The organism is Streptomyces sp. CB02923, assembly GCF_001905005.1.
Taxonomy (GTDB): domain Bacteria; phylum Actinomycetota; class Actinomycetes; order Streptomycetales; family Streptomycetaceae; genus Streptomyces.
This window is the reverse complement of sequence record NZ_LWKZ01000001.1, coordinates 37103-61823: the sequence shown is the minus strand read 5'-3', so window position 1 is coordinate 61823 and position 24721 is coordinate 37103. Positions and strand designations below refer to the sequence as shown.

Below are 24721 nucleotides of genomic sequence, written 5' to 3'. Positions count from 1 at the left end.
GTCTCCGTGGCCCCGTCGTCGGCCGTGGGGGAGCCGTCCGTGGGGGAGCCGTCGGTATGGGAGCCGCCCGTATGGGAGCCGCCCGTGGGTGAATCGTCCGTGTGTGACATGTGCGCGTTTAAACGCGTTCCCTCCGCCATGACCGCAACCTAAACCCAGAGGTTCACGGATCGCGACTCCCGCCCCGGTGGCCCCGCGCCGCCCCCGGCCCCCTAGGCTCGGCGGCAGCGACGGGACGCCCTGGGCCGCCCCGGCCGGAATCCGGCGCCACGCGCGGTTCCGGGCCGCCGGCGGCCCTTCGTCGGCCACGAAGGGAAGTAGAGACATGTCGACAGTTCACGCCGGGGCCGGTGCGACCGGCCGGAACACCTCGGTGTCCCTGGAGCTTCTGCACAGGGAACTGGTGCAGCGCAACCCCGGAGAGCCCGAGTTCCACCAGGCCGCCCTCGAAGTGCTGCAGACCCTCGCCCCGGCGCTGACGGCCCGTCCCGAATACGCCGAGGCCAGGATCCTGGAGCGGATCTGCGAGCCGGAGCGCCAGCTCCTCTTCCGCGTACCGTGGCAGGACGACTCCGGAGACATCCACGTCAACCGCGGCTTCCGGGTGGAGTTCAACAGCGCGCTCGGCCCCTACAAGGGCGGCCTGCGCTTCCACCCGTCCGTCAACCTCGGCATCGTCAAGTTCCTCGGCTTCGAGCAGATCTTCAAGAACGCGCTCACCGGGCTGAACATCGGCGGCGGCAAGGGCGGCAGCGACTTCGACCCGCGCGGCCGCTCCGACGCCGAGGTGATGCGCTTCTGCCAGTCCTTCATGACCGAACTGCACCGGCACCTGGGCGAGCACACCGACGTACCGGCGGGCGACATCGGCGTCGGCGGCCGGGAGATCGGCTTCCTCTTCGGGCAGTACCGGCGGATCACCAACCGCTGGGAGGCCGGGGTGCTGACCGGCAAGGGGCTCGACTGGGGCGGCTCCACGGCCCGCACGGAGGCCACCGGCTACGGCAACGTGCTGTTCACCGCCGAGATGCTGCGGCAGCGCGGCGAGGACCTGGACGGCCTCCAGGCCGTGGTCTCCGGCTCGGGCAACGTCGCCGTCTACACGATCGAGAAGGCCCAGGCCCTCGGCGCGAACGTGCTGACCTGCTCGGACTCCGGCGGCTACGTGATCGACGAGAAGGGCATCGACCTCGCCCTGCTCAAGCAGATCAAGGAGGTCGAGCGCGGCCGGATCGAGGAGTACGCGGACCGGCGCGGCGCCTCCGCCCGGTACATACCGGGCGGACGGGTCTGGGACGTGCCGTGCGATGTGGCACTGCCCTCCGCGACCCAGAACGAACTGGACGCCGACGCCGCGCGCGTCCTCGTGCGCAACGGCGTCAAGGCCGTCTCCGAAGGCGCCAACATGCCGACGACCCCCGGGGCGGTGGCCCTCTTCCAGGAAGCGGGAGTGGCCTTCGGACCGGGCAAGGCGGCCAACGCGGGCGGCGTGGCCACCAGCGCGCTGGAGATGCGGCAGAACTCCGGCCGCGAGTCCTGGAGCTTCGAACGCACCGAGGGCGAGCTGGCGGCGATCATGCGCGGCATCCACGACATGTGCCACGAGACCGCGGAGCGGCACGGCGTGCCGGGCGACTACGTCACGGGCGCCAACGTCGCGGGCTTCGAGCGGGTCGCGGACGCGATGCTGGCGCAGGGGCTGATCTGAGCGGTGCGGGTGCCGGGCCCGGCCGGCACCCGCACCGGTGTCGGTGCCGGCTCGTAGAGTGACCGGCATGAACATCTGTGTCTTCTGCTCCGCCGCCGACCTCGACGCCCGCTACACCACCCCCGCCCGGGAATTCGCCCGGCTGATCGGCGCGGGCGGCCACGCACTGGTGTGGGGCGGCTCGGACAGCGGGCTGATGAAGGTCATGGCGGACGGCGTGGAGGAGGCGGGCGGCCGGCTCGTCGGCGTCTCCGTGGACTTCCTCGCGCACAAGGTGCGCGAGGGGGTGGACGACATGGTGGTCACCAAGGACCTCGCCGAGCGCAAGGCCGAGCTCCTGAAGCGCGCCGACGCCGTCGTCGTCATGGTCGGCGGCACGGGCACGCTCGACGAGGCCACCGAGATCCTGGAGCTCAAGAAGCACGGACTGCACACCAAGCCGGTGGTGCTCCTGAACACCGCCGGTTTCTACGACGGCCTGAAGGAGCAGTTCCAGCGCATGGACAACGAGGGCTTCCTGCCGCTGCCCCTCACCGAGCTGGTGTTCTTCGCGGAGGACGGCGCCGGGGCGATGGCGTACCTGGAGGAGCAGGCGGGCATCCAGGGCTGAGGCGTACGGAGGGGCGTACGGGGCGTACGGGGCCGGGCGGGGCCGCGCCGGGGCCGGGCAGGGCGGTGCAGGGCCGTACGGGTTCGGCGGAATCCATGATTCCGCTTGACGCGGACGGTGCCGTGCCGCACCCGCATCCCTCGTTAGGATCGGTCCCATGGGTACGCACTTGATCACGGGCGCAGGATCGGGCATCGGAGCGGCGGTCGCGCGGCGGCTCGCCGACCGCGGCGAGGAGCTCTGGCTGCTGGCGCGCGACGCCGGCCGCGCCAAGGAACTCGCCGGGCAGTTCCCCGGCGCCCGCACGGTGGTCGGCGACCTCGCCACCCCCGAGAAGCTGGACTGGGCCTTCGGCAAGCAGTCGCTGCCCGACCGCCTCGACTCCCTGCTGCACATCGCGGGCGTCGTCGAACTGGGCGCGATCGGCGACCTCGGCCCCGCGGCCTGGCAGCGCACGCTCGCCGCCAACCTCGCCTCGCCCGCCGAACTGACCCGCCAGTTCCTCCCGCAGCTGCGGATCGCCAAGGGCCACGTCGTCTTCGTCAACTCCGGCGCCGGCCTGAACGCGGGTCCCCAGTGGGGCGCCTACGCCGCCAGCAAGCACGGCCTGAAGGCGCTCGCCGACTCGCTGCGGGCCGAGGAGCACGGCAACGGCGTACGGGTGACCTCCATCTACCCGGGCCGCACCGCCACCCCCATGCAGGAGAACGTCTTCCGCCAGGAGGGCCGCGACTACGACGCCGCCCAGTGGATCGACCCGGAGTCGGTCGCCACCACCCTCCTCACCGCCATCGACCTCCCCCGCGACGCGGAGATCAACGACCTGACGGTACGTCCGGGCCGGTGACGGTAGGTCCTGGCCGCTGACGGTACGTCCGGGCCGGTGAGCGGCTGCCGAGGGGTTCCCGGTCCGCGCCATCCAGCCCGTCCGGCGTTTGAGGACAGGGGTGACGGACCCATGGCCCGGCCGTCACCGGGGCCCGCGGCCGCGGGCCCCGGCGGCCCACCCGGACCCCCGTGGCCAAAGGCCACAGCGCCGCACCACTTACCCTCGGACGGTGACCGAGAACAACACCCCCGCCCGCCTCGCCGGCCACGCCGGCACCGGTACCGCCACCGGTGTCGGATCGATGCCCGGCGGCGACGCCCGCGAGGCCGCCAGGACCGTGACCGGCTCCCTGGAGACCCTCCCGTACCTGCCGGAGCTGCCCGCCCGCGGGCCCGGCGCCGACATGATCGGCCGTACCGTCGGGCTCCTCGCCGAGATGTACGCCCACGTGGAGCCGAGCGGCTGGCGGATCAGTGACCGGCCCGGCCGGGACACCCGGCGCGCCCGCTCCTGGATGGGCGAGGACCTCGACGCGGTCGAGGAGTTCACCCAGGGCTACGAGGGCGACCTGAAGGTGTCGGCGGTCGGCCCGTGGACCCTGGCCGCCGCGCTGGAGCTGCGCAACGGCGAGGCGGCCCTCAGCGACCCCGGCGCCTGCCGGGACCTGCGGGCGTCGATGGCCGAGGGCCTCCGCGTACACCTCGCCGACGTACAGCGGCGGGTGCCCGGCGCCCGGCCGGTGCTCCAGCTCGACGAGCCGTCGCTGACCGCCGTGCTCCAGGGGCGGATCAGGTCCGCGAGCGGCTACCGTACGCACCGCGCGGTGGACCGGGGCGTCGTGGAGGACGCCCTGCGCGACCTGGTGGCCGTCGCCGGTGCGGCCGGCGCGCCGGTGGTCGTGCACTCCTGTGCTCCCGAGGTCCCCTTCGCCCTGCTGCGGCGGGCCGGCGTGACCGGCGTCTCGTTCGATTTCGGGCTGCTCACCGAGCGTGAGGAGGAGACGATCGGCGAGGCGGTCGAGGGCGGCACGACGCTGCTGGCGGGCGTGGTGCCGGGCGTGGACGGCCCATTGTCAGACCCTGCCGGTAGCGTCATGGGTGTCAGGACGCTGTGGCGCAGGCTGGGGCTGTCGCCGGGGACTCTCGCCGAGTCCGTGGTGGTCACCCCGTCGTGCGGGCTGGCGGGCGCTTCGCCCGCATATGCCCGCTCGGTGCTCGCCCACTGCGCCCGGGCCGCGAGATCGCTCGCAGACAACCCTGAGTGACGGCACTCAAGGACCACGGGAGGACGTAACGGTGGCCGGCGAACAGCACACGGCGGGGCACGCGGTGCCCGCGAAGGCGCGGGAAGAGCACGCCCATCTGGCCGAGCAGATCGAGGAGCACCGCTTCCGCTACTACGTGCGGGACGCCCCGGTCGTCAGCGACGCGGAGTTCGACAAGCTGCTGCGGTCCCTGGAGGCCCTGGAGGACGAGCACCCCGAGCTGCGGACCCCGGACTCCCCGACGCAGAAGGTCGCCGGGCAGTACGAGACGGAGTTCACGGAGGTCGCGCACCGCGAGCGGATGCTCTCGCTGGACAACGCCTTCGACGACGAGGAGCTGGCGGCCTGGGCCGAGCGGCTCGCGACGGAGCTGGGCGGCGACCCGAAGAGCGCCGGCTACCACTTCCTGTGCGAGCTGAAGGTCGACGGCCTCGCGGTCAACCTGACGTACGAGAGCGGGCGGCTGACCCGCGCCGCCACCCGCGGCGACGGCCGTACGGGCGAGGACATCACGCCCAACGTCCGTACGATCACCGAGATCCCGGACCGCCTGAAGGGCGACCGCGTCCCGGACCTGGTGGAGGTGCGCGGCGAGGTCTACTTCCCGATGGAGAAGTTCCTGGAGCTGAACGAGCGGCTCGTGGCCGACGGCAAGCCGCCGTTCGCCAATCCGCGCAACGCCGCCGCCGGTTCGCTGCGCCAGAAGGACCCGAAGGTCACCGCCACCCGCCCGCTCCACATGGTCGTGCACGGCATCGGCGCCCGCGAGGGCTTCGACATCGACTGCCAGTCGCACGCCTACGACCTGCTGCGCGAGTGGGGCCTGCCGACCGCCGACCACAACGAGGTCGTCGACTCCCTGGCGGCCGTGCGCGACTTCATCGAGCGCTACGGCGACCCGGAGACCCGGCGCACGGCCGTCGCCCACGAGATCGACGGCGCCGTGGTCAAGCTGGACGAGATCGCCCTCCAGGGCCGCCTCGGCGCCACCTCGCGCGCGCCGCGCTGGGCCATCGCGTGGAAGTACCCGCCGGAGGAGGTCAACACCAAGCTGGTGGACATCCGCGTCGGCGTCGGCCGTACGGGCCGCGTCACGCCGTACGCGGTCGTCGAGCCGGTCACGGTGGCCGGCTCCGAGGTGGAGTTCGCCACCCTGCACAACCAGGACGTGGTCAAGGCCAAGGGCGTCTACATCGGCGACACGGTCGTGCTGCGCAAGGCGGGCGACGTGATCCCGGAGATCCTGGGCCCGGTGGCGGACCTGCGGGACGGCAGCGAGCGGGAGTTCGTGATGCCCGCCGAGTGCCCCGAGTGCGGTACGGCGCTGCAGCCCGCCAAGGAGGGCGACATCGACCTCCGCTGCCCCAACGCCCGCTCCTGCCCCGCCCAGATCCGCGAGCGGCTGTTCTACCTGGCCGGCCGCAAGTCGCTGGACATCGAGAACTTCGGCTACGTGGCGGCCACGGCGCTCAGCCAGCCCCTGGAGCCGGCCGAGGCGCCGCTGAAGGACGAGGGCGACCTCTTCAGCCTGTCCATCGAGCAGCTGCTGCCCATCAAGTCCTACGTGCTCGACCCGGACAGCGGCCTGCCCAAGCGCGACCCCAAGACGGGCGAGGAGAAGGTCGTCACCTTCTTCGCCAACCAGAAGGGCGAGCCGAAGAAGAACGCCCTGGCGATGCTGGAGAACATCCAGGCGGCCAAGGAGCGCCCGCTGGCCCGCATCCTGACGGGCCTGTCGATCCGTCATGTCGGCCCGGTGGCCGCCCAGGCGCTCGCGATGGAGTTCCGTTCGCTGGACCGGATCAGGGACGCGAGCGAGGAGGAGCTGGCCGCCGTCGAGGGGGTCGGTGCGACCATCGCGGCCTCGCTCAAGCAGTGGTTCGCCGAGGACTGGCACCGCGAGGTCGTGGAGAAGTGGCGGGCCGCCGGGGTCCGGATGGAAGAAGAATCCTCAGGAGACGAAGGTCCGCGTCCACTTGAAGGCGTCACCGTCGTTGTAACGGGCACACTTCAGTCACACACCAGAGATGGCGCGAAAGAAGCCCTGCAGCGTCTCGGAGCGAAGGTGACCGGTTCCGTTTCGAAGAAGACCGGTTTCGTGGTGGTGGGAGACAATCCTGGTTCGAAGTACGACAAGGCCATGCAGTTGAAGGTGCCTGTGCTAGACGATGACGGCTTCGCGGTGCTGCTGGAGCAGGGTCCCGATGAAGCACGAGCGGTAGCTGTCACTCCGCCTGAGGGCGAGTGAGGAGTCACCTCATCGGCGCATAGCAGATGGTTCCGGATGGCCGGGTCGCATTCGGGCAACCGCTGCCGATCGCTGCCCGCGGCGGCCTTCTGCGGCCTACTGTTGAGGTGTGCGCCTGCCGTGGCGCGGGCACAGCCGGCTGTGAGAGGTATCGGAATGAAACCGACCGACAGCGCCGCTCCGGCGTCGCGGCTCCGCCGGCTCGTCGTGCCCGCGCTGCCCGCGGCCGTCGTGCTGGTGGCGGGCAGCGCACTCGCGGCGGGAGTGATCCGCACGCTCGGCGCCGGCCGGGCCCTGTTCCCGGAAGGCGCCGTCGGCTGGGGCCTGGCGATCCTCACCGGCGTCATCGTCGGCCATCTCGTCGCGCTCGGCCGCGACCGCTGGTGGGGCGGCACGGGCTCGGGCGCGGCCCTGGCCCTCGCCGTCCTGCTGCTGTACGGCTGGGTGCCCGCCGTCCTGGTGAGCGTGGCCGTCGTGCTGCTGGTCGGCGCCGCCCGCCGGCACCGCTGGCGACAGGCCCTGCTGCACGGCGCGGTCGACATCCTCGGGATCGGCGCCGCGGCGCTGGGCCTCGCCGCCTTCCACGTCGTACCGACCGTCGAGCACCCGTGGCAGCCCGCGGCCTGGGACCTGTCCGTGCTGCCCGACATCCTGGTCGCGGCCGCCGCCTACCTGGTCGTCACCCGCGCCCTGCTGTGGTTCACGATGGCCTCGCGCAGCGGCAGCCTGCCCACCATCGCCCGGACGGCCCTGGCCCGGCAGGCCCTGGTCGGCGTGGCGCTGCTGGGCATCTCACCGCTGATCGTGGTGGCCGCCGTGCACGCGCCGTTCCTGCTGCCGATGTTCGCCGTGCCCCTGATCGCCCTGGACTCCACCCTGTGGATCGCCCGCGCACGGGCCGAGGAGCAGCTGCGGGACCCGCTCACCGGCCTGCCCAACCGGCAGTGGCTGCTGGAGCGCACCTGGACCGCGCTGGACGACGCCGAGCGCATCGGCGCCCGCTCCGCGCTCGTCCTCATCGACCTGGACCGCTTCCGCTCGGTCAACGACACCCTCGGCCACCTCGCGGGGGACCGGTTGCTGCTCCAGATAGCCGACCGGCTGCGGCACGCCCTGCCGCGCGGCGCGGAGGTCGCCCGGCTCGGCGGCGACGAGTTCGCGGTCCTGCTGCCCACCGCCGACTCCCTGACCAGCGCCCAGCGGGTGGCCCGCAACCTGGTCGCGGCCCTCGGCTCACCGCTCGACCTGGACGGACTCACCCTCGTGCTGGAGGCCAGCGCGGGGGTCGCGGTCTTCCCCGACCACGCCCTGGACGCCGAGGGACTGCTGCGCCGGGCCGACGTCGCCATGTACCAGGCCAAGCGGGACCGCAGCGGCGTCGAGGTCTACGAGGCCAAGCGGGACGGCAACACCCCGGACCGGCTGGGCCTGTTGGGCGACCTGCGCCGCGCGCTGGACGCCGGTGACGTGGAGCTGCACTACCAGCCCAAGGTCGGCTTCGACGGCCATGTGGCCGGGCTGGAGGCGCTGGTCCGGTGGGTCCATCCGGAGCGTGGCAGGGTCCCTCCGGACGAGTTCATCGCCATCGCCGAGTCGTCCGGGCTGATGCCGCGCCTGACGGAGTACGTCCTGGAGACCGCGCTCGCCCAGGTGGCCCGGTGGCGCGCGTCCGGCCTGGAGGTGCCGGTCGCGGTCAACGTCTCACCGCGCGACGTGCACACCCCCGGCTTCGCCGGTGCGGTGGCCGCGCGGCTGGCTCGCCACCAAGTGCCTCCCGGGTCACTCCAGTTGGAGATAACGGAACACGTCCTGCTGGAGGACCCGCAGCGGGCCGCCGACACGCTGGCCGGGCTGACCGGGCACGGCGTCAAGATGTCCCTCGACGACTTCGGCACCGGCTACTCCTCCCTCGTCCACCTGCGGCGTCTGCCGGTCAGCGAGCTGAAGATCGACCGCTCCTTCGTCGCCCGGCTCGCCGTGGACAACGAGGACGCCGAGATCGTCCGCTGCACGCTGGACCTGGCCCACTCGCTCGGCCTGCTGGTGGTCGCCGAGGGCGTCGAGGACGACGAGACCTGGGAGCGGCTGCGCGACCTGGGCTGCGACGCCGTACAGGGCTGGCTGGTCGCCGCCGCGATGCCGCCGGACGAGACCACGGCCTGGCTGCGGGCCCGCGGCGAGCGCGGCTGGCAGCGCGAGGCGGAGCGGCCCGCCGCCGCGGCTCAGCACGAACCCCAGCACGAGCGCGCCGCGGCCGCCGAGGAAGCCGACCAGCGCGTCATCTGACCGGCCCGCCACCGGGCCCGCCACCGGGCCCGCCGTCCGGCCCGGCCACCCCCGGGCCCCGCGCCACAAGACGGCCGCCCTGCCGCAGCCCCCACCGGCCGCCCCCGGCCGATCCCCGCCCACCGGCTGCCTTCGGGCGTTCCCCGCCCACCGGCTGCCTTCGGGCGTTCCCCGCCCACCGGCTGCCTTCGGTCGTTCTCCGCCCACCGGCCGCCCCTCCCGTTCCCCGCACACCGGCCCCCCGGGCCCCCTCCCCGCGTCCCTCCCCACGCCTCCACCGGCCACCCGGGACCCCTCCCCGCAGCCCTCCGGAAGCGACTCGGACGCGTCCCTCCGGGAATGCGTTTCGAACCCCTATCGGCTACGCAATAGGATTGGCCCGGACAACACAGCCAAGACACTCACCCTGAGGATCGCTGCATGCCTGGCATCACGCGCGAGGAGGTTGCCCACCTCGCCCGGCTGGCGCGCTTGGAGCTGAAGGACGAAGAGCTCGATCACTTCGCCGGACAGCTCGACGACATCATCGGCGCGGTAGCCCGCGTCTCCGAGGTCGCCGACCAAGACGTACCGCCGACCTCCCACCCGCTGCCCCTGACCAATGTCATGCGGCCGGACGTGGTCCGTCCGTCGCTGACGCCCGAGCAGGCGCTGTCCGGCGCCCCGGCCCAGGAGCAGCAGCGTTTCAAGGTGCCGCAGATCCTGGGGGAGGAGTGACCGACATGGCAGATCTGATCAAGCTCACCGCCGCCGAGACCGCGGCGAAGATCGCCGCCGGTGAGGTCACGGCCGTCGAGGTCACCGAGGCGCACCTGGCCCGCATCGAGGCCGTCGACGAGAAGGTGCACGCCTTCCTGCACGTGGACCGCGAGGGCGCGCTCGCCCAGGCCCGTGCCGTGGACGCCAAGCGCGAGCGCGGCGAGAAGCTGGGCCCGCTGGCCGGCGTCCCGCTCGCCCTGAAGGACATCTTCACCACGGAGGGCATTCCCACCACCGTCGGTTCGAAGATCCTCGAAGGCTGGATCCCGCCGTACGACGCGACGGTGACCAAGCGGCTCAAGGCCGCCGACGTCGTCATCCTCGGCAAGACCAACATGGACGAGTTCGCCATGGGGTCCTCCACCGAGAACAGCGCCTACGGCCCGACCGGCAACCCCTGGGACCTCACCCGTATCCCGGGCGGCTCCGGCGGCGGCTCCTCCGCCGCGCTCGCCTCCTACGAGGCGCCGCTCGCCATCGGCACGGACACCGGCGGCTCGATCCGCCAGCCCGCCGCCGTCACCGGCACGGTCGGCGTCAAGCCCACCTACGGCGGGGTCTCCCGCTACGGCATGGTGGCGTTCTCCTCGTCCCTCGACCAGGGCGGGCCCTGCGCCCGTACGGTCCTGGACGCGGCCCTGCTGCACGAGGTCATCGCCGGCCACGACGAGCTGGACTCCACCTCCATCGACGCGCCGGTCCCGCCGGTCGTCGAGGCGGCCCGCAACGGTGACGTCAAGGGGATGCGCGTCGGCGTCGTCAAGGAGTTCTCCGGCGAGGGCTACCAGCCCGGCGTCATGCAGCGCTTCAACGAGTCCGTGGAGCTGCTGCGCGAGCTGGGCGCGGAGATCGTCGAGATCTCCTGCCCGTCCTTCGACAAGGCGCTCGCGGCGTACTACCTGATCGCGCCGTCCGAGTGCTCCTCGAACCTGGCCCGCTTCGACGCCATGCGGTACGGCCTGCGGGTCGGCGACGACGGCACCCGGTCGGCCGAGGACGTCACGGCCCTGACCCGCGAGGCCGGCTTCGGCCCCGAGGTCAAGCGCCGCGTCATGCTCGGCACGTACGCGCTCAGCTCCGGCTACTACGACGCGTACTACGGCTCGGCGCAGAAGGTCCGCACCCTGATCACCCGGGACTTCGAGAAGGCCTTCGAGCAGGTCGACGTGCTGGTCTCGCCGACCACGCCCACCACGGCCTTCCCGATCGGCGAGCGCGCCGACGACCCGATGGCGATGTACCTCGCCGACCTGTGCACGATCCCGACGAACCTGGCAGGCAACGCGGCCATGTCGCTGCCCTGCGGCCTGGCCCCCGAGGACGGGCTGCCGGTGGGGCTGCAGATCATCGCTCCTGCCATGGCCGACGACCGGCTCTACAAGGTCGGTGCCGCGGTCGAGGCCGCGTTCACCGCCCGTTGGGGGCACCCGCTGCTTGAGGAGGCACCGTCCCTGTGAGTGGAAAGCTCGCGAAGGCCAAGGGCTTCAAGAAGTCCAAGGCCGGTACGTATCTGTCCATCGGCACCACGCTGTTCGGTGCGGTGAGCGTCGTCAAGCAGGCGAAGAAGGCGAAGGGCGAGCAGGACCGGCTCCAGCTCCTCGACGCCGTCGTCTCCGCCGCCGCCATCGCCACCGGAGTCGCGCTGCTGGTCCGTGATCTGCGTCGGCTCGCCGACGACGACGTGCTCGCGGGCTGAGCGGGACTGAGAGGTTAGTTTTCCGTGACCGTCACTGAACTGGTGTCGTACGAGGACGCGCTGGCCACCTACGACCCTGTGATGGGTCTTGAGGTGCACGTCGAACTCGGCACCAAGACCAAGATGTTCTGCGGGTGCTCCACCACCCTGGGCGCCGACGCCAACTCGCAGACCTGCCCCACCTGCCTGGGCATGCCCGGCTCGCTCCCGGTCGTCAACGCGATCGGCGTCGAGTCCGCCGTCAAGATCGGCCTGGCCCTGAACTGCTCGATCGCCGAGTGGTGCCGCTTCGCCCGGAAGAACTACTTCTATCCGGACATGCCGAAGAACTTCCAGACGTCGCAGTACGACGAGCCCATCGCCTTCGACGGGTACCTGGACGTACAGCTGGAGGACGGCGAGATCTTCCGCGTGGAGATCGAGCGCGCCCACATGGAGGAGGACACCGGCAAGTCGACGCACGTCGGCGGCGCCACCGGCCGTATCCACGGCGCGTCCCACTCCCTGCTCGACTACAACCGCGCCGGCATCCCGCTCATCGAGATCGTCACCAAGCCCATCCAGGGCGCGGGCGAGCGGGCTCCGGAGGTCGCCAAGGCGTACGTCGCCGAGCTGCGCGAGCTGATCAAGGCGCTGGGCGTGTCCGAGGCCCGCATGGAGATGGGCCAGATGCGCTGCGACGTGAACCTGTCGCTGCGCCCCAAGGGCATCGAGAAGTTCGGCACCCGCTCCGAGACGAAGAACGTCAACTCGCTGCGCAGCGTCGAGCGGGCCGCCCGCTTCGAGATCCAGCGGCACGCGGCCGTGCTGTCCTCCGGCGGCACGATCGTCCAGGAGACCCGCCACTTCCACGAGGAGGACGGCTCCACCACGCCCGGCCGGATCAAGGAGGAGGCCGAGGACTACCGGTACTTCCCGGAGCCCGACCTGGTCCCGGTGGCCCCGTCCCGCGAGTGGGTCGAGGAGCTGCGCAAGGGCCTGCCCGAGCTGCCGCGCGTACGCCGCAACCGGCTGCGCGAGGACTGGGGCGTCTCCGAGCACGACATGCAGTCGATCCTCAACGCCGGCGCCGTGGACCTGATCGTCGCCACCACCGAGGCCGGCGCGGACTCCGCCGCCGCCCGCAAGTGGTGGATGGGCGAGCTGGCCCGCCGCGCCAACGAGGACGGCGTCGACCTCGCCGCCCTGCCCATCACCCCGGAGCAGGTCGCGCGGGTCGCGGCGCTGGTCGCGGAGGGTTCCCTCAACGACAAGCTGGCCCGCCAGGCCATCGAGGGCGTCCTCGCGGGTGAGGGCGACCCGGACACCGTCGTCGACAAGCGCGGCCTGAAGGTCGTCTCCGACGAGGGCGCGCTGGGCAAGGCCGTCGACGAGGCCATCGAGTCCAACGCCGCCATCGCCGACAAGATCCGCGGCGGCAAGGTCGCGGCGGCCGGCGCGCTGGTCGGCGCGGTCATGAAGGCCACCCGCGGCCAGGCCGACGCGGCCCGTGTCCGTGAGCTGATCTTGGAGAAGCTGGGCGTCGAGGGCTGACACCCGGTTCCCGTACGCGAGGGGCGGCACACCACCGGTGTGCCGCCCTTAGCCGTATGGTCGTGACGCGTTACGGCAGGTTGTGCACGTGCGGGCCCACCGCGTTGGACCAGGCGTTGCCGGTCGCGGCGTCCCAGTTGGTGGACCAGGTCATGGCGCCGCGCAGGGACGGGTAGGTCTTGGCGGGCTTGAAGGAGCCGCAGCCGGTGCCCTTGGTGAGGCAGTCGAGGGCGTTGTTGACGACGCTGGGCGACACGTAGCCGCCGCCTGCGGCGCGGGTCGAGGCGGGCAGGCCCAGGCCGACCTGGGACGGGTCGAGACCGCCTTCGAGCTGGATGCAGGCCAGGGCGGTGAGGAAGTCCACCGTGCCCTGCGAGTAGACCTTGCCGTCGCAGCCGAGCATCGAACCGCTGTTGTAGTACTGCATGTTGACGACGGTGAGGATGTCCTTGATGTTCAGCGCGGTCTTGAAGTAGCCGCCCTGGGTGGACTGCATGTCGATGGTCTGCGGGGCCATGGTGATGACCAGCTTGCTGCCCGCCTTCTGGGACAGCGAGCGCAGGGCCTGGGACATGTAGGTCGGGTTGAGGCCGTTCTCCAGGTCGATGTCGACGCCGTTGAAGCCGTACTCCTGCATGAGGGCGTAGGCGCTGTTGGCGAAGTTGTTCGCGGACGCGGAGTCGTTGACGGAGATGGTGCCCTTCTCGCCGCCGACGGACAGGATGACGTTCTTGCCGGCCGCCTGCTTGGCCCTGATGTCGGCCTTGAACTGGTCGACGGTGTAGCCGCCCAGACCCGCCGAGTCGAGGTTGAAGGTGATCGCGCCGGGCGTGGTGGTCGCGTCGGCGAAGGACACCGCGATGATGTCGCACTGGTTCGGCACGTCGCTGATCTTCTGTACGGTCGCGCCGTTGTTGAAGTTCTGCCAGTAGCCGGTGACGGCGTGCTTGGGCACGGACGGGCCGGGATCGCCGCCACCCGGGGACGTGGTGGCGGTGACCTCGGCGGACTTGGCGGACTCGCCCGCCGCGTTGGCCGCGGCGACCTGGAAGCGGTACGCGGTGGACGGGCTCAGGCCGGTCACGGTGGCCGACGTGCCGGTGACCGACTGGACCTTGGCGCCGTCGCGGTAGACGGTGTAGCCGGTGGCGTACTTGGCGGGGCTCCACGACAGCGCTACGGAGGACGAGGTGACCGCGCCGACGGTCAGCCCGGCGGGCGCGTCGGGAACCGGATCGCCCGGGTCGCCGTTGCCGCCACCGTCCGGCCCGAAGACGCTGATGTCGTCGGCGAAGTAGGCGGACTGCCCGTACCAGCCGTGGGTGTAGACGGTGACGGAGGTGGTGGAGGGGCCGGTGGTGAAGGTGGTCTTCAGCTGCTGCCAGGTTGTGGCACCGGGGGCCCAGGTGGACACGTCGGTGGTGCCGGTGCCGCTCGCGCCGAGGTAGACGTAGGAGCCCTGGACGTACGCGCTGAGCGTGTACGTGGAGCCGGGCTTGACGGCCACGGTCTGCGAGCACTTGGCCTGGTCGGAGCCGGCCGGTGTGGCCTTCAGGGCCGATGTGCCGCCGTGCACGGGGGAGGACACGGTGGAGCCCGCGCCCGAGGAGCAGGTCCAGCCGGAGAGCCCGGATTCGAAGCCCGGGTTCTTGGCGTTGTTGACGTCGGCGGCGGCCCGGGGGGCGGCGTGGGGGGCCGCCGAGGCGCCGGTCTGAGTGCCGGTCACGGCCAGGGCGGCGCCGGCCAGCCCGGTGACGGCGGTGGTGAGCCACCGTCTGTGCCGGGAGCGGGGGGTGCGGGACATGAGGGGGTGCGGCATGGCTGTCTCCAAGTAATGGGCCCGGAAGGGCCGCCCGCCCGGTCCGGAGGTGCAGCGGGCGTTGGGCACAAAATGGTCCAGACCAATGCGGTTGTCAAGAGTTCGTGAAGAGTTCGCCCGCGCAGGCCCGTTGCCGCGCGGGGAGCGGCGAACCCTTCCTGCGGAGGATGTGCGCCCGCCGCGCACCCTCCTGGGGGACCGGGGGCGCCGCGCGCCGTACATCGTTCTTCCTACGGGGCAGTTGGTCATCGTGGACGATGCTCCGGCGCCGGACGGGGCCGATGGTGGAGATGTGCAGCATCAACCACCGCCGGAACCACCACAGTTACAGGAGCGGACCATGGGTGAAGTGACGCGCCGGAGCCTGCTCGCGGGCGCGGCGGCCCTGGGAGGAACGGCTGCGGCCGTGGCCGCGCCGGGCACCGCGAGCGCCGGGCAGGCCGCCGCCCCGCCTGCCGCGCCCGCGGCTCCGCCTGCCGCGCCCGCCGCCCCGGCGGCCGGCCGCCCGCCGGGCCAGGGCCTGGTCACGGTCGGCCCCGAAGACCCGCGCTACCCCTCGCTCACCCGCCGCGGCACCAACGCGCGCTTCACCGGCAAGCCCGCGCGCGTCCACGTCGTGAACACCACCGAGCAGGTCGTCACCGCAGTGCAGCAGGCCGTACGGGACGGCAGGCGCATCGCCGTACGCAGCGGCGGCCACTGCTTCGAGAACTTCGTCGACGACCCGTCCGTCGGCGTCCTGATCGACACCTCGCCCATGCGGGCGATCCGGTACGACGCCGCCCGGCGGGCGTTCGCCGTCGAGCCCGGCGCCCTGCTCGGCGAGGTCTACCGCGCGCTGTTCCTCGGCTGGGGCGTGTCCATCCCGGCGGGCGCCACCGCCGAGGTCGGCGTGGGCGGGCACGTTCTCGGCGGCGGGTACGGCACGCTCTCCCGGCGGTACGGGCTGTCCGTCGACCACCTGTACGCCGTCGAGGTCGTCGTGGTGGACCGCTCCGGCACGGCCCGCAGCGTCGTGGCCACCCGCGACCCGGAGGACCCGCACCACGACCTGTGGTGGGCGCACACCGGCGGCGGAGGCGGCAACTTCGGCATCGTCACGTGCTACTGGTTCCGCGATCCGGCCGCGAAGGGCGACGACCCCGCACAGCTCCTGCCCAAGGCGCCCGGGACCGTCCTCAGTTCCTACGCGGTCTGGGACTGGAAGAACCTGGACGAGCGTGCCTTCACCCGCCTGCTGCGCAACCACGGTTCCTGGTACGAGCACAACAGCGCGCCCGATTCACCGTACGCCGGTCTCTTCAGCGTGCTGATGGTCAACGCGCGCGGCAGCGGCGACATCCTCCTGACCGGCCAGCTGGACGCGGCGACGCCCGGCGCCGAGCGGCTGATGCAGGCGTACGTGGACGCCGTCGGGCGCGGAGTGGGAGCCCGGCCCGTCTCCGGCCACGAGGAGACGCCGTGGCTGCAGGCGGTGGCCTCGGTGCAGGAGACCGCCCCCGCCGCGTTCAAGAGCAAGGCGGGCTACTTGCGGAACCGGTTCACGGATGAGCAGATCGGGGCGGCCTACACGTACCTGGCGGGTGGCGCCGGTGGGGCGGGCAAGGAGGCGAGCGCCGGAGGAGCGCTGTGGCTGGTCTCCTACGGCGGGCAGGTCAACGCGGTCGCGCCGGACGCGACCGCCGTCCCCCAGCGGGACTCGATCCTCAAGGCGATCTACCTGACCAGCTGGGAGGCGGGGGAGGCGGGCGCGCCGCGCCTGGCCTGGGTCCGGGACCTCTACCGCGCCGTGTACGCCGACAGCGGCGGCGTGCCGGTGCCGGGGGAGGTCAGCGACGGGGCGTTCGTCAACTATCCGGACGTGGACCTGGCCGACCCGGCGCTGAACACGTCCGGCGTCCCGTGGCACACGCTCTATTACAAGGGCAACTACCCGCGGTTGCAGCGCGTGAAGGCCCGCTGGGACCCGCGCGACGAGTTCCGGCACGCGTTGTCCATCCGGCCATCGCGGTGATCGTGCCCGCACCCGGGCTGCCCACGGGCAGGCCGGGTGCGGGCGGTCAGCTGCCGCCGGGGGGACGATGAAGCCTTCTGCCGGGGTGCGGCAGCTTAGCTGTCCTGGCCGCCGCCATGTGTCACGCATCTGCCTGTGCGGGTCGACCCGCTCCGGCCGCTCGACCTGTCCAGGGTGAGGGCGGCCGGAGCGGGGGCTCAGCGGGGCGCCGGGAGCGGTGGGACGGCCGCTTGGCCCTCGTTCAGTTCCAGGCGGCGTACGAGCGCCACGTCCTCGAACGTCCGGGCGAACGTCGGGTGCCCCGTACGGCCCGTGTGCGCCATGGCCGCCAGGTCGGCCGCCTTCAGGTCGGCGGTGACTGCCAGCGTCCAGAGGCATCCGCCGGCCAGGCAGCGCGCCGAAACGGTGACGTCGCTACGTGGGTGCGTGCCGATGGCGTGCTGCACGGCGCGGATCACGCTGCGGGTGCTCACGGGCGCACCGCCGGGGTGCCGACCGGCAGGCCCGTCACGCGCGGCTCGTGCGGGTGGTTGCGGATCTCCAGGGAACAGTCCACGGCCGCGGAGTGGTTCGTACGGCCGTCCGCGGTGCCCTTGCCCGTCCGGTACGCCCGTCGCCAGGCCGCGGCGCTCGCGCACACCTTGCAGCCTTCGACCGGCGCCGGTTCCAGTGACGGGGCGTGCATCGGGAGGGTGACCGGTGGCTCCGGGTAGCTGCGGTGCGGTGGGGGATGGGGGCGGTTCATGACCGGCTCCCGACCGGGCGCGTCCAGGTCCGGGCCCGTGCGCGTTCCTCGTCGGTGGGCTTGCGCAGCTGGTGGGGGCTGACTGTCCACTCGGCGCCTCCGCCCGGCGGAACGAGGCAGGCGGCGTCTTCGAGCAGTCTGCGCACCTCGCCGAGCCGGCCGTTCGTCGTGTCTACCGCGTACGTGCCCGTGGCGGGCGCCCAGTCGTGGGCCATGGTGCATCGCCGTCCCTCGCGTGATCCGATGACTCAACGCTAGGGACGGCCACTCTCTGTTGTCTGTGGCACTTCGGAGACCCGCCGAGGGGAAGTGCCACAAGTGCTAGAGCGGCAGGCCCACCACGTCGGCCATGGCCCGCATGTCCGCCGTCAACGTCCGCCGTCCTTGGGCCACCCGGCCGAGGATGTCCCGGGCATAGCGCTGGTTCGGCAGCCATTCCGGGCTGTCGGCACGGATCTGCTCCAGCTTGCCGAACGCCTCGGCGTAGTCGCCGGTCTTGGCGTACGCGTCGGCCACGTCCAGCAAATGGCGGTTCCGGTTGTTCGACGTGGGCTTGAGGCTGAAGACGGGCACGCGTTCGGCGATGCGGAGCACCATGTCGGGCCGGTCGGTCACACTGGCGTTCTCCGCGGCCTTGAGTTTGACCGTGGTGGGCCCGAACGTGCGGAGGAAGTCGTTGTTCGGCGCGTGCTCACGCCCCAGCGCGACGGCTGCCGCTGTGGCAAGCCGCAGTGCGTCCTCCGCGTCGCCGGGCCGAGAGTTGCGCACGGCGGCAGCGGACACGCGCAGCAGCATCCAGCCCCATGTGCTCAGCTCCGCCGGGGTCGCGCGGGAAAACCGGGGCTCGGTCTCGTCGGCCCACTTGACGGCGAGGTCGTAAGCTTTCCCCAACTCGCCCTGCCGGAGCAGCAGCCAGCACAGTGTGTTGACTGTGGCGGCCCCCTCCATACGGTTGGCCGAGTCGTCCAGGGCTCGCTCCAGGGCCGTCTCGGCGGCCTTGAACTGCCGGGTCTGAACCATGAGCCACCCGGCGAGTTGCAACAGCCGCACGCGGACCGCGCGGCCCTCCGTGCCCAGCGCGTCCGCGTCCCGCAGCAAGGGTGGCAGGAGTGCCGACAGTGCCGCGTACTGGTCACCGGCGAACAGCGGAGCCGCGTCTGCCAGGGTGGCGCGTACTCCGCTGACGGTCGGCGGCTCGTCGTCCGGTCCGAGGGTGACGGGGGGACGTTCCAGCGCGTGCCGGACCGCTGCCCATCGATCCACTGTGTCCGCGCTGGCGCCCTCCGGGTTCGGTTCCCCGGCCAGACGCATTGTCGGCACCCTCAGCGCTTGCGCGAGCTTGCGCAAGGTCTCCAGGCGGGCGGTTTCCCGCTCTCCTTGTTCGAGTTTGCGGATGGCCGAGAGCGAGACTCCCGACGCGTCCGCCAATTCACGCTGTGACAGCCCGCGACGCTTGCGGACTTCTTTGACCCTCTGCCCCGCAGTGCTCATGTTCCGAGCGTACGACGCGGACCCTGCCCCGGACATGCGAAAGGCCCCACCCCCACTCGTCCCGCTGTTTCACAACCGGAACCGGACCCATCTGTTCTCGAAAACGTCACTCCGACACCTGTCGCCCGCCACCCCGCTCCACTACCGTCCCGCTCGCATCAACCAAATGGGCTGTATGTGAACCATTGCCCGACCGCGGGCAGTCGACTGGGAGGTCGAGCGTGGCATCCGAGGTATCTCGCAGACGGGTCATGGGACTTGGCGCGGCGGCGGCGGGAGCGGCCGCCGCCGCGTCCCTGCTGCCGCCGTCGCTGCAACAGGCGCTGGCCGCCGAACCGGCCGCGGCCGGGCGCGGCCGAGGCCGGGGCCGGGGCGGGCTCGGCGACATCAGGCACGTCGTCGTGCTGATGCAGGAGAATCGTTCCTTCGATCACTACTTCGGAATGCTGCGCGGCGTACGCGGCTACGCCGACCGCAACGCCGTCCAGCTCCCGGGCGGCAACCGGAGCGTCTTCGAGCAGCCGGGCGCGCTCGGCGTCGGCACCGTCCTGCCCTTCTCCGTGCGCGAGGCCGCGGCGGCCCAGAAGAAGGACCTCCAGTACATCGGGGCGCTCAACCACGAGTGGTCCGGCGGCGCCAAGGCGTGGCACGACGGCTGGATGGACAACTGGGTCACCGCCAAGACGGCCGCCACCATGGCCCACTACGACCGCCAGGACGTACCGCTGCACTACGAGCTGGCCGACACCTTCACCGTCTGCGACGCCTACCACTCCTCGATCCACTCCTCCACCAGCCCCAACCGCAACCACCTGGTCAGCGGCTGGACCGGTTTCGAACCGGGCTCCGGCAAGCGCGCGGTGGGCAACGACGCCTACGCGGAGGACACCCACACCGGCTACACCTGGCCCACGTACGCCGAGCGCCTGGAGAAGGCCGGGCACAGCTGGCGCGTCTACCAGGAGTGGGACAACTTCACCGACAACAACCTGGAGTTCTACGCCACCTTCAAGGCGGTCATGAAGAAGGCGCTGGCCAAGGTGGGCGGCGTACAGAACATGACCGCCTTCTACGGCAAGGTGGCGGCGGCAGGCGAGGCGGAGCGCAAGCGCTTGCAGGGGCTGCTGGACGAGGGCGTACAGGCGCTCAGTGAGGCCGACCGCAGCCTCTTCGAGCGCGCGCTGCGCCGCGGCGAGCCGGACTCCACGGCCACCGCCTTCGCCGCGGACGTCGCCGCGGGGAAGCTGCCGGAAGTGTCCTACATCGTCCCCTCTGCCGCGGACTCCGAGCACCCCGGCTCGTCCTCGCCGGTCGCCAGCGCCACCATCGTCTACAAGGTGCTCGACGCGCTCGGGAAGAACCCGGACGTGTGGCGGCACACCGCGCTGTTCCTGACCTACGACGAGAACGACGGCTTCTTCGACCACGTGCCGCCGCCGGTGCCGCCGCAGGGCACGGACGGCGAGTTCTGGGACGGCAAGCCGACCGGGCTCGGGATGCGCGTACCGATGCTCGTGATCTCGCCCTGGACGGTGGGCGGCCACGCCTGCTCGCAGGTCTTCGACCACACCTCGATCATCCGCTTCCTGGAGCGCTGGACGGGCGTGCGGGAGCCCAATATCAGCGCCTGGCGGCGCACCGTCTGCGGCGACCTGACCACCGCCTTCGACTTCTCCCGCGGGCGTCGGCAGCCCGCCGTCGAGCGGCCCGGCGCGATCCCTGCGTTCAGCGGACGCTGGGCGCCGCGCCCGCCGCGTGAGCAGCAGCTGCCGCGCCAGGAGCCGGGCACCCGGCCCGCGCGCCCGCTGCCGTACCAGCCCGACGCGGACGGCGCCTACGACGCGCAGGGCAAGCGCTTCCGGCTCGCGGTGCGCAACGACGGCCGGGCCAGCGCGCACTTCGCGCTGTACCCGTACGCGGGCGAGTACGGAACGCCGCAGCACCGCGACGTGCTGGGCCGGGCCGACTGGGAGGTGCCCGTCAAGGACAGCGCGTACCACTTCACCCTTACGGGCCCCAACGGGTTCCGGCGCGAGCACGCGGGCACGGCCGGCGGCGCGGCCGCCGCGGTCCGGATCGGCACCCGCCTGGACGCGCACCGGCGCGAGCTGCACCTCACGCTCGTCAACAAGGGGAGCGCCGACCTCACCTTCACCCTGGCGCCGCTGGCGTACGGCGACGCCGCGCCGCGCACGGTCACGGTGCGGGCGGGCAGCACCCGCACCGTCGCGCACTCCGCGGCGCAGGCCCACGGCTGGTACGACCTGGACCTGTCCGTCGCCCAGGACACGTCCTTCCACCGCCGCTTCATGGGGCACATCGAAAACGGAAAGGAATCGATCACCGGCTGACCGGATACGGACGGAACCGGCGGCGTTCTGTCCGGCGGCCGGGTTCCGCTTCCCGGTCCCCTTGTGGGGAAGTCCACAAAGAGGGCAAAGGATCTCTTCGTACTGTCACTCTGCAAGAGGTACGGGCCCGCCGCTCCTTCGTCGGCAGGCGGCGGTCCCGTGCTTCCCCCTCCCTTACGCGTACGGCACCACGGGTATATCCCGGGAGACATCGGCGCCTGACCCGGGAAGCAGACGAAGAGCTTGATGACCGCACTGACCCGGTGGTGCCTGCGGCGCCGCATCGTCGTGATCGTGCTCTGGCTCGCCGCCTTCGCGGGAGCCGCCGCCGCGGCCGGAGCCGCCGGCTCCGCCTACTCCGACCACTACGACGTCCCCGGTACCGAATCGGGGCAGGCCGGAGCCCTGATGGAGCGGGCCTTCCCGGACCGGTCGGGGGACCGCGACACGATCGTGTGGCACACGGAGTCCGGCACCGTCCGCGCGGGCGCCGTGCAGAAGGATCTCCAGCAGACCCTCGACACGGTCTCCCGGCTGCCCGGGGTCGCGTCCGTACAGAGCCCGTACGGACCGCAGGGCGCCGGGCAGATCAGCCAGGACGGGCACACCGCCTACGCGGGCCTGGCCTTCGACGCCCCCGCCGAGGACCTGGACAAGGCGCAGGTCCAGCGCGTCGTGGACACCGTCAAGGCCGCCGCGGGCGACGGACTCCAGGTGGAGCTGGGCGGCGCCGGCATCGCGGTCACCGAGACCTCCGGGGCCCAGCTCGCCGAACTCATCGGCCTCGGCGCCGCCGCCGTCGTCCTCTTCCTCGCCTTCGGCTCGCTCGCCGCCACCCTCCTGCCGCTCGTCACGGCGGTGGTGAGCGTCGGCACCGCCTCGGCGGGCATCACGCTGCTCGGCCACGCGATGACGGTGGCCGACTTCGCCCCGATGCTGGGGATGCTCATCGGCCTCGGTGTCGGCATCGACTACGCGCTCTTCATCGTGACGCGGCACCGCAGAGGGCTGAGATCCGGCCTCGGCGTCCAGGAGGCGGCCGAGCGCGCGGTCAGCGTGTCGGGGCGCGCGGTGGTCTTCGCCGGGGCCACCGTCTGCATCGCCCTGCTCGGCATGCTCGTCCTGCGGCTCGGCTTCCTCAACGGCGTCGCCATCGCCGCCTCGCTCACCGTCGTCCTGACCGTCGCCGCCTCCGTCACCCTGCTCCCGGCCCTGCTCGGCGTCATCGGGCCGCGGGCGCTGAGCCGGCGCGAACGGCGGCAGCTGGCCGCCGACGGCCCCTGCCCCGCGCCGCCCGCCGGCTTCGCGGCGTGGTGGTCCGGCTTCGTGGAGCGCCACCCCAAGCTGCTGGGGGCGGCCGCTGCCGTCGTCATGCTGGTCCTCGCGCTGCCCACGCTCTCCCTGCACCTGGGCACCTCCGACCAGGGCAACAACCCCGCGACGAGCACCACCCGGCAGGCGTACGACCTGCTCGGCGAGGGCTTCGGGCCGGGCTCGAACGGGCCGCTGACCCTGGTCGGCGACCTCGACGGGGCCAAGGACCGGCTCGCCTTCGACCGGCTGCCGGACGAGCTGCGGGGCACCCCGGGCGTGGCGCAGGTCCAGGGGCCGGAGTTCGACGGCAGTGGCAGCACGGGCGTGATCACGGTCGTACCGGATGGCTCCCCGCAGTCGCGGCAGACCTCCGACCTGGTGGAACGGCTGCGCGACGAGGTGCTGCCGAAAGCCGGGGAGGGCACCAGCATGCGCGTCCACGTCGGCGGCGTGACCGCGAGCTACGACGACTTCGCCTCCGTCATCGTCGGCAAGCTGCCGCTCTTCGTCGGCGTCGTCATCGGCCTGGGCTGCGTCCTGCTGCTCCTCGCCTTCCGCAGCATCGGCATACCGCTGAAGGCCGCCGCGATGAACATCGCGGCCGTCGCCTCCTCCTTCGGGATCGTGGTGGCGATCTTCCAGTGGGGGTGGGGGAGCGAACTGCTCGGGCTCGGCAGCGCGGGCCCGATCGAGCCCTTCCTGCCCGTGATCATGGTCTCGGTCCTCTTCGGGCTGTCCATGGACTACCAGGTCTTCCTGGTCAGCCGGATGTACGAGGAATGGCGGCTGACCCGCGACAACCGTCGCGCGGTGCGCGTCGGACTGGCCGAGACCGGCCGGGTCATCAATTCGGCGGCCGTCATCATGATCGCCGTCTTCGCGGCGTTCGTGCTCAGCGGCGACCGCATCATCGCGATGTTCGGCATCGGCCTGGCCGCCGCCGTCGCCCTCGACGCCTTCGTGCTGCGCACCCTGCTCGTACCCGCTCTGATGCACCTGCTCGGCGGCGCGAACTGGTGGCTGCCGGGGTGGCTGGATCGGCGGCTGCCGCGGATCAGCATCGAGCCGCCGCCGGAGCGGGACCCGGCTGCGGATCCGGCCGAGGACCCGTCGGCGGGTCCGGGCGCGGGCGGCGCGCCGGGGGTTCCGGTTGCGGTTCCGCTTGCCGTTCCGGGGCCGCGGCGGGGCGGCGACGGGCTGGTACGGAAGTAGCGGGCGGGCGCGTCGGGGCGGCACGGGCGGGGCGGTGGCGTGGGACGGGGAAGCGGTGGCGCGGGGCGGGAGGCGCGGACCGGACCGCGCGCCCCGCGGAGCCGTCGCGTCCGCCGTCGTGGCCGGTTTCCCGTGCGCCCCGGCCGTTCTCATACGTCTCTCAGACGCGACGCCTACGGTCGCGCCCATGGACACCACCAAGACCGAAGAGCGCACCGACGACACGAAGGCCGACGAGGCCAAGGCGGCCACCGGGACGACGGAGGCCGACGGGACGTCCGAGGCCGCAGAGAAGGACGGGAAGACGCCGTCCGGCGCCGCGGCCGACGCGGACGCCCCGCACACCGCGGACGCCGACGACGTGGACGGGGAGGAGGCCGGGGACGCCGACGCGCCGCCCGCCGCCCCGGCCGCCTCGGTGGCGTCCGGCGCCGGGGCCGTCGCCGCAGCGGGCCTGGGCCTCGCCTCGCTCACCGGCACCTGGGCCGGCACGGTGCTGGCCGAGCGCCAGACCCTGCTCGGCCAGATCAAGCTCCAGACGGGCAAGGCCACCGACCAGATCGGCACCGTCTACGGCGCCCCCTGGCACACCCACGCCCTCGTCAACGGCATCTTCGCGCTGCTCGCCATCGTGGTCGCGGGCCTGGTCCTCACCTGGCCCCGCCCGACCTGGGTGCGCGCCGTGGCCTGGGGCGGCATCGCCCTCGGCGTCGTGGGGATCATCGTCTCCGCCGGCATGTACTTCGACCTCTTCGCGAGCATGCCCACGCTGCCCAAGACCGGCGGCGCCGGAACCCCCGGCTCCTGAGGGCTCGTACGGGCCGAAAGGCTCCCCGCGAGCT

19 protein-coding genes are annotated in these 24721 nt (G+C 72.2%); 14 read left to right on the top strand and 5 right to left on the bottom strand.

The features are described 5' to 3' along the window. Nucleotides 1–325: 325 nt before the first annotated feature. From gdhA to gatB, 10 genes are all read left to right on the top strand, one after another. Complete coding sequence (gdhA, locus tag A6A06_RS00230; protein ID WP_073757554.1) at nt 326–1708, top strand: NADP-specific glutamate dehydrogenase; 1383 nt, start codon at nt 326–328, stop codon at nt 1706–1708. Between the two features lie 67 nt (nt 1709–1775). Beyond that, complete coding sequence (locus A6A06_RS00225; protein WP_073759559.1) at nt 1776–2318, top strand: TIGR00730 family Rossman fold protein; 543 nt, start codon at nt 1776–1778, stop codon at nt 2316–2318. A gap of 157 nt (nt 2319–2475) precedes the next feature. Beyond that, complete coding sequence (locus A6A06_RS00220; protein WP_073757552.1) at nt 2476–3165, top strand: SDR family oxidoreductase; 690 nt, start codon at nt 2476–2478, stop codon at nt 3163–3165. A gap of 283 nt (nt 3166–3448) precedes the next feature. Further along, a complete protein-coding gene (locus A6A06_RS00215) occupies nt 3449–4411 on the top strand; it encodes a methionine synthase (protein ID WP_242440572.1) in 963 nt (320 codons plus the stop codon). 31 nt (nt 4412–4442) lie between these two features. Beyond that, nucleotides 4443–6659: an NAD-dependent DNA ligase LigA gene (ligA, locus tag A6A06_RS00210; protein WP_073757548.1), complete on the top strand. Its 2217-nt coding sequence runs from the start codon at nt 4443–4445 to the stop codon at nt 6657–6659. Between the two features lie 156 nt (nt 6660–6815). Further along, nucleotides 6816–8945, top strand: a complete 2130-nt coding sequence (locus A6A06_RS00205; protein WP_073757546.1) for a putative bifunctional diguanylate cyclase/phosphodiesterase — start codon at nt 6816–6818, stop codon at nt 8943–8945. A gap of 420 nt (nt 8946–9365) precedes the next feature. Next, on the top strand, nt 9366–9662 hold the full coding sequence (gatC, locus tag A6A06_RS00200) for an Asp-tRNA(Asn)/Glu-tRNA(Gln) amidotransferase subunit GatC (protein WP_003984986.1): 297 nt from the start codon (nt 9366–9368) through the stop codon (nt 9660–9662). Nucleotides 9663–9667: 5 nt separating this feature from the next. Next, complete coding sequence (gatA, locus tag A6A06_RS00195; protein ID WP_073757544.1) at nt 9668–11161, top strand: Asp-tRNA(Asn)/Glu-tRNA(Gln) amidotransferase subunit GatA; 1494 nt, start codon at nt 9668–9670, stop codon at nt 11159–11161. Continuing rightward, the gene (locus A6A06_RS00190; protein ID WP_073757542.1) at nt 11158–11400 is read left to right on the top strand and encodes a hypothetical protein; all 243 of its coding nucleotides are present in this window, start codon (nt 11158–11160) and stop codon (nt 11398–11400) included. The genes gatA and A6A06_RS00190 overlap by 4 nt, the downstream gene beginning before the upstream one ends. A 24-nt stretch (nt 11401–11424) precedes the next feature. Continuing rightward, nucleotides 11425–12933, top strand: coding sequence for an Asp-tRNA(Asn)/Glu-tRNA(Gln) amidotransferase subunit GatB (gatB, locus tag A6A06_RS00185; RefSeq protein ID WP_073757540.1), 1509 nt, complete (start codon nt 11425–11427; stop codon nt 12931–12933). Nucleotides 12934–13003: 70 nt separating this feature from the next. On the opposite strand, the gene A6A06_RS00180 is transcribed toward gatB, so the two are convergent. Further along, entirely contained in the window at nt 13004–14752 is a 1749-nt protein-coding gene (locus tag A6A06_RS00180) for a chitinase (protein WP_443333703.1), read from the bottom strand. Nucleotides 14753–15092: 340 nt separating this feature from the next. Here A6A06_RS00180 and A6A06_RS00175 point away from each other — a divergent pair, with 340 nt between their 5' ends. Then, entirely contained in the window at nt 15093–16766 is a 1674-nt protein-coding gene (locus tag A6A06_RS00175; protein ID WP_073757538.1) for an FAD-binding oxidoreductase, read from the top strand. 197 nt (nt 16767–16963) lie between these two features. Here A6A06_RS00175 and A6A06_RS00170 read toward each other — a convergent pair whose 3' ends face one another. The 4 genes from A6A06_RS00170 to A6A06_RS00155 all read right to left on the bottom strand — a co-directional run bounded on the left by A6A06_RS00170 (nt 16964) and on the right by A6A06_RS00155 (nt 19002). Next, complete coding sequence (locus A6A06_RS00170) at nt 16964–17239, bottom strand: DUF7848 domain-containing protein (RefSeq protein WP_073757536.1); 276 nt, start codon at nt 17237–17239, stop codon at nt 16964–16966. Beyond that, complete coding sequence (locus A6A06_RS00165; protein ID WP_242440502.1) at nt 17236–17511, bottom strand: hypothetical protein; 276 nt, start codon at nt 17509–17511, stop codon at nt 17236–17238. The genes A6A06_RS00170 and A6A06_RS00165 overlap by 4 nt, the downstream gene beginning before the upstream one ends. Beyond that, nucleotides 17508–17726, bottom strand: a complete 219-nt coding sequence (locus tag A6A06_RS00160; protein WP_073757532.1) for a hypothetical protein — start codon at nt 17724–17726, stop codon at nt 17508–17510. Before A6A06_RS00160 ends, A6A06_RS00165 begins: the two co-directional genes overlap by 4 nt. A gap of 106 nt (nt 17727–17832) precedes the next feature. After that, the gene (locus tag A6A06_RS00155) at nt 17833–19002 is read right to left on the bottom strand and encodes a helix-turn-helix domain-containing protein (protein WP_073757530.1); all 1170 of its coding nucleotides are present in this window, start codon (nt 19000–19002) and stop codon (nt 17833–17835) included. Nucleotides 19003–19223: 221 nt separating this feature from the next. Between A6A06_RS00155 and A6A06_RS00150 the strand changes: the two genes are divergently transcribed. The 3 genes from A6A06_RS00150 to A6A06_RS00140 all read left to right on the top strand — a co-directional run bounded on the left by A6A06_RS00150 (nt 19224) and on the right by A6A06_RS00140 (nt 24687). Further along, a complete protein-coding gene (locus A6A06_RS00150; RefSeq protein WP_073757528.1) occupies nt 19224–21353 on the top strand; it encodes a phosphocholine-specific phospholipase C in 2130 nt (709 codons plus the stop codon). Nucleotides 21354–21599: 246 nt separating this feature from the next. After that, nucleotides 21600–23879: an MMPL family transporter gene (locus tag A6A06_RS00145; RefSeq protein WP_073757526.1), complete on the top strand. Its 2280-nt coding sequence runs from the start codon at nt 21600–21602 to the stop codon at nt 23877–23879. A 187-nt stretch (nt 23880–24066) separates the two neighbouring features. Continuing rightward, nucleotides 24067–24687: a hypothetical protein gene (locus tag A6A06_RS00140; RefSeq protein WP_073757524.1), complete on the top strand. Its 621-nt coding sequence runs from the start codon at nt 24067–24069 to the stop codon at nt 24685–24687. The last annotated feature ends 34 nt before the right edge of the window (nt 24688–24721 follow it).

Coding starts and splice junctions, on each gene's coding strand:
- gatC (WP_003984986.1), top strand. CDS start 9,366: ATGCCTGGCATCACGCGCGAGGAGGTTGCCCACCTCGCCCGGCTGGCG.
- A6A06_RS00215 (WP_242440572.1), top strand. CDS start 3,449: ATGCCCGGCGGCGACGCCCGCGAGGCCGCCAGGACCGTGACCGGCTCC.
- A6A06_RS00165 (WP_242440502.1), bottom strand. CDS start 17,511: ATGAACCGCCCCCATCCCCCACCGCACCGCAGCTACCCGGAGCCACCG.
- gdhA (WP_073757554.1), top strand. CDS start 326: ATGTCGACAGTTCACGCCGGGGCCGGTGCGACCGGCCGGAACACCTCG.
- A6A06_RS00175 (WP_073757538.1), top strand. CDS start 15,093: ATGGGTGAAGTGACGCGCCGGAGCCTGCTCGCGGGCGCGGCGGCCCTG.
- A6A06_RS00225 (WP_073759559.1), top strand. CDS start 1,776: ATGAACATCTGTGTCTTCTGCTCCGCCGCCGACCTCGACGCCCGCTAC.
- A6A06_RS00140 (WP_073757524.1), top strand. CDS start 24,067: ATGGACACCACCAAGACCGAAGAGCGCACCGACGACACGAAGGCCGAC.
- A6A06_RS00220 (WP_073757552.1), top strand. CDS start 2,476: ATGGGTACGCACTTGATCACGGGCGCAGGATCGGGCATCGGAGCGGCG.
- A6A06_RS00145 (WP_073757526.1), top strand. CDS start 21,600: ATGACCGCACTGACCCGGTGGTGCCTGCGGCGCCGCATCGTCGTGATC.
- gatA (WP_073757544.1), top strand. CDS start 9,668: ATGGCAGATCTGATCAAGCTCACCGCCGCCGAGACCGCGGCGAAGATC.
- A6A06_RS00160 (WP_073757532.1), bottom strand. CDS start 17,726: ATGGCCCACGACTGGGCGCCCGCCACGGGCACGTACGCGGTAGACACG.
- A6A06_RS00180 (WP_443333703.1), bottom strand. CDS start 14,752: ATGCCGCACCCCCTCATGTCCCGCACCCCCCGCTCCCGGCACAGACGG.
- A6A06_RS00205 (WP_073757546.1), top strand. CDS start 6,816: ATGAAACCGACCGACAGCGCCGCTCCGGCGTCGCGGCTCCGCCGGCTC.
- A6A06_RS00155 (WP_073757530.1), bottom strand. CDS start 19,002: ATGAGCACTGCGGGGCAGAGGGTCAAAGAAGTCCGCAAGCGTCGCGGG.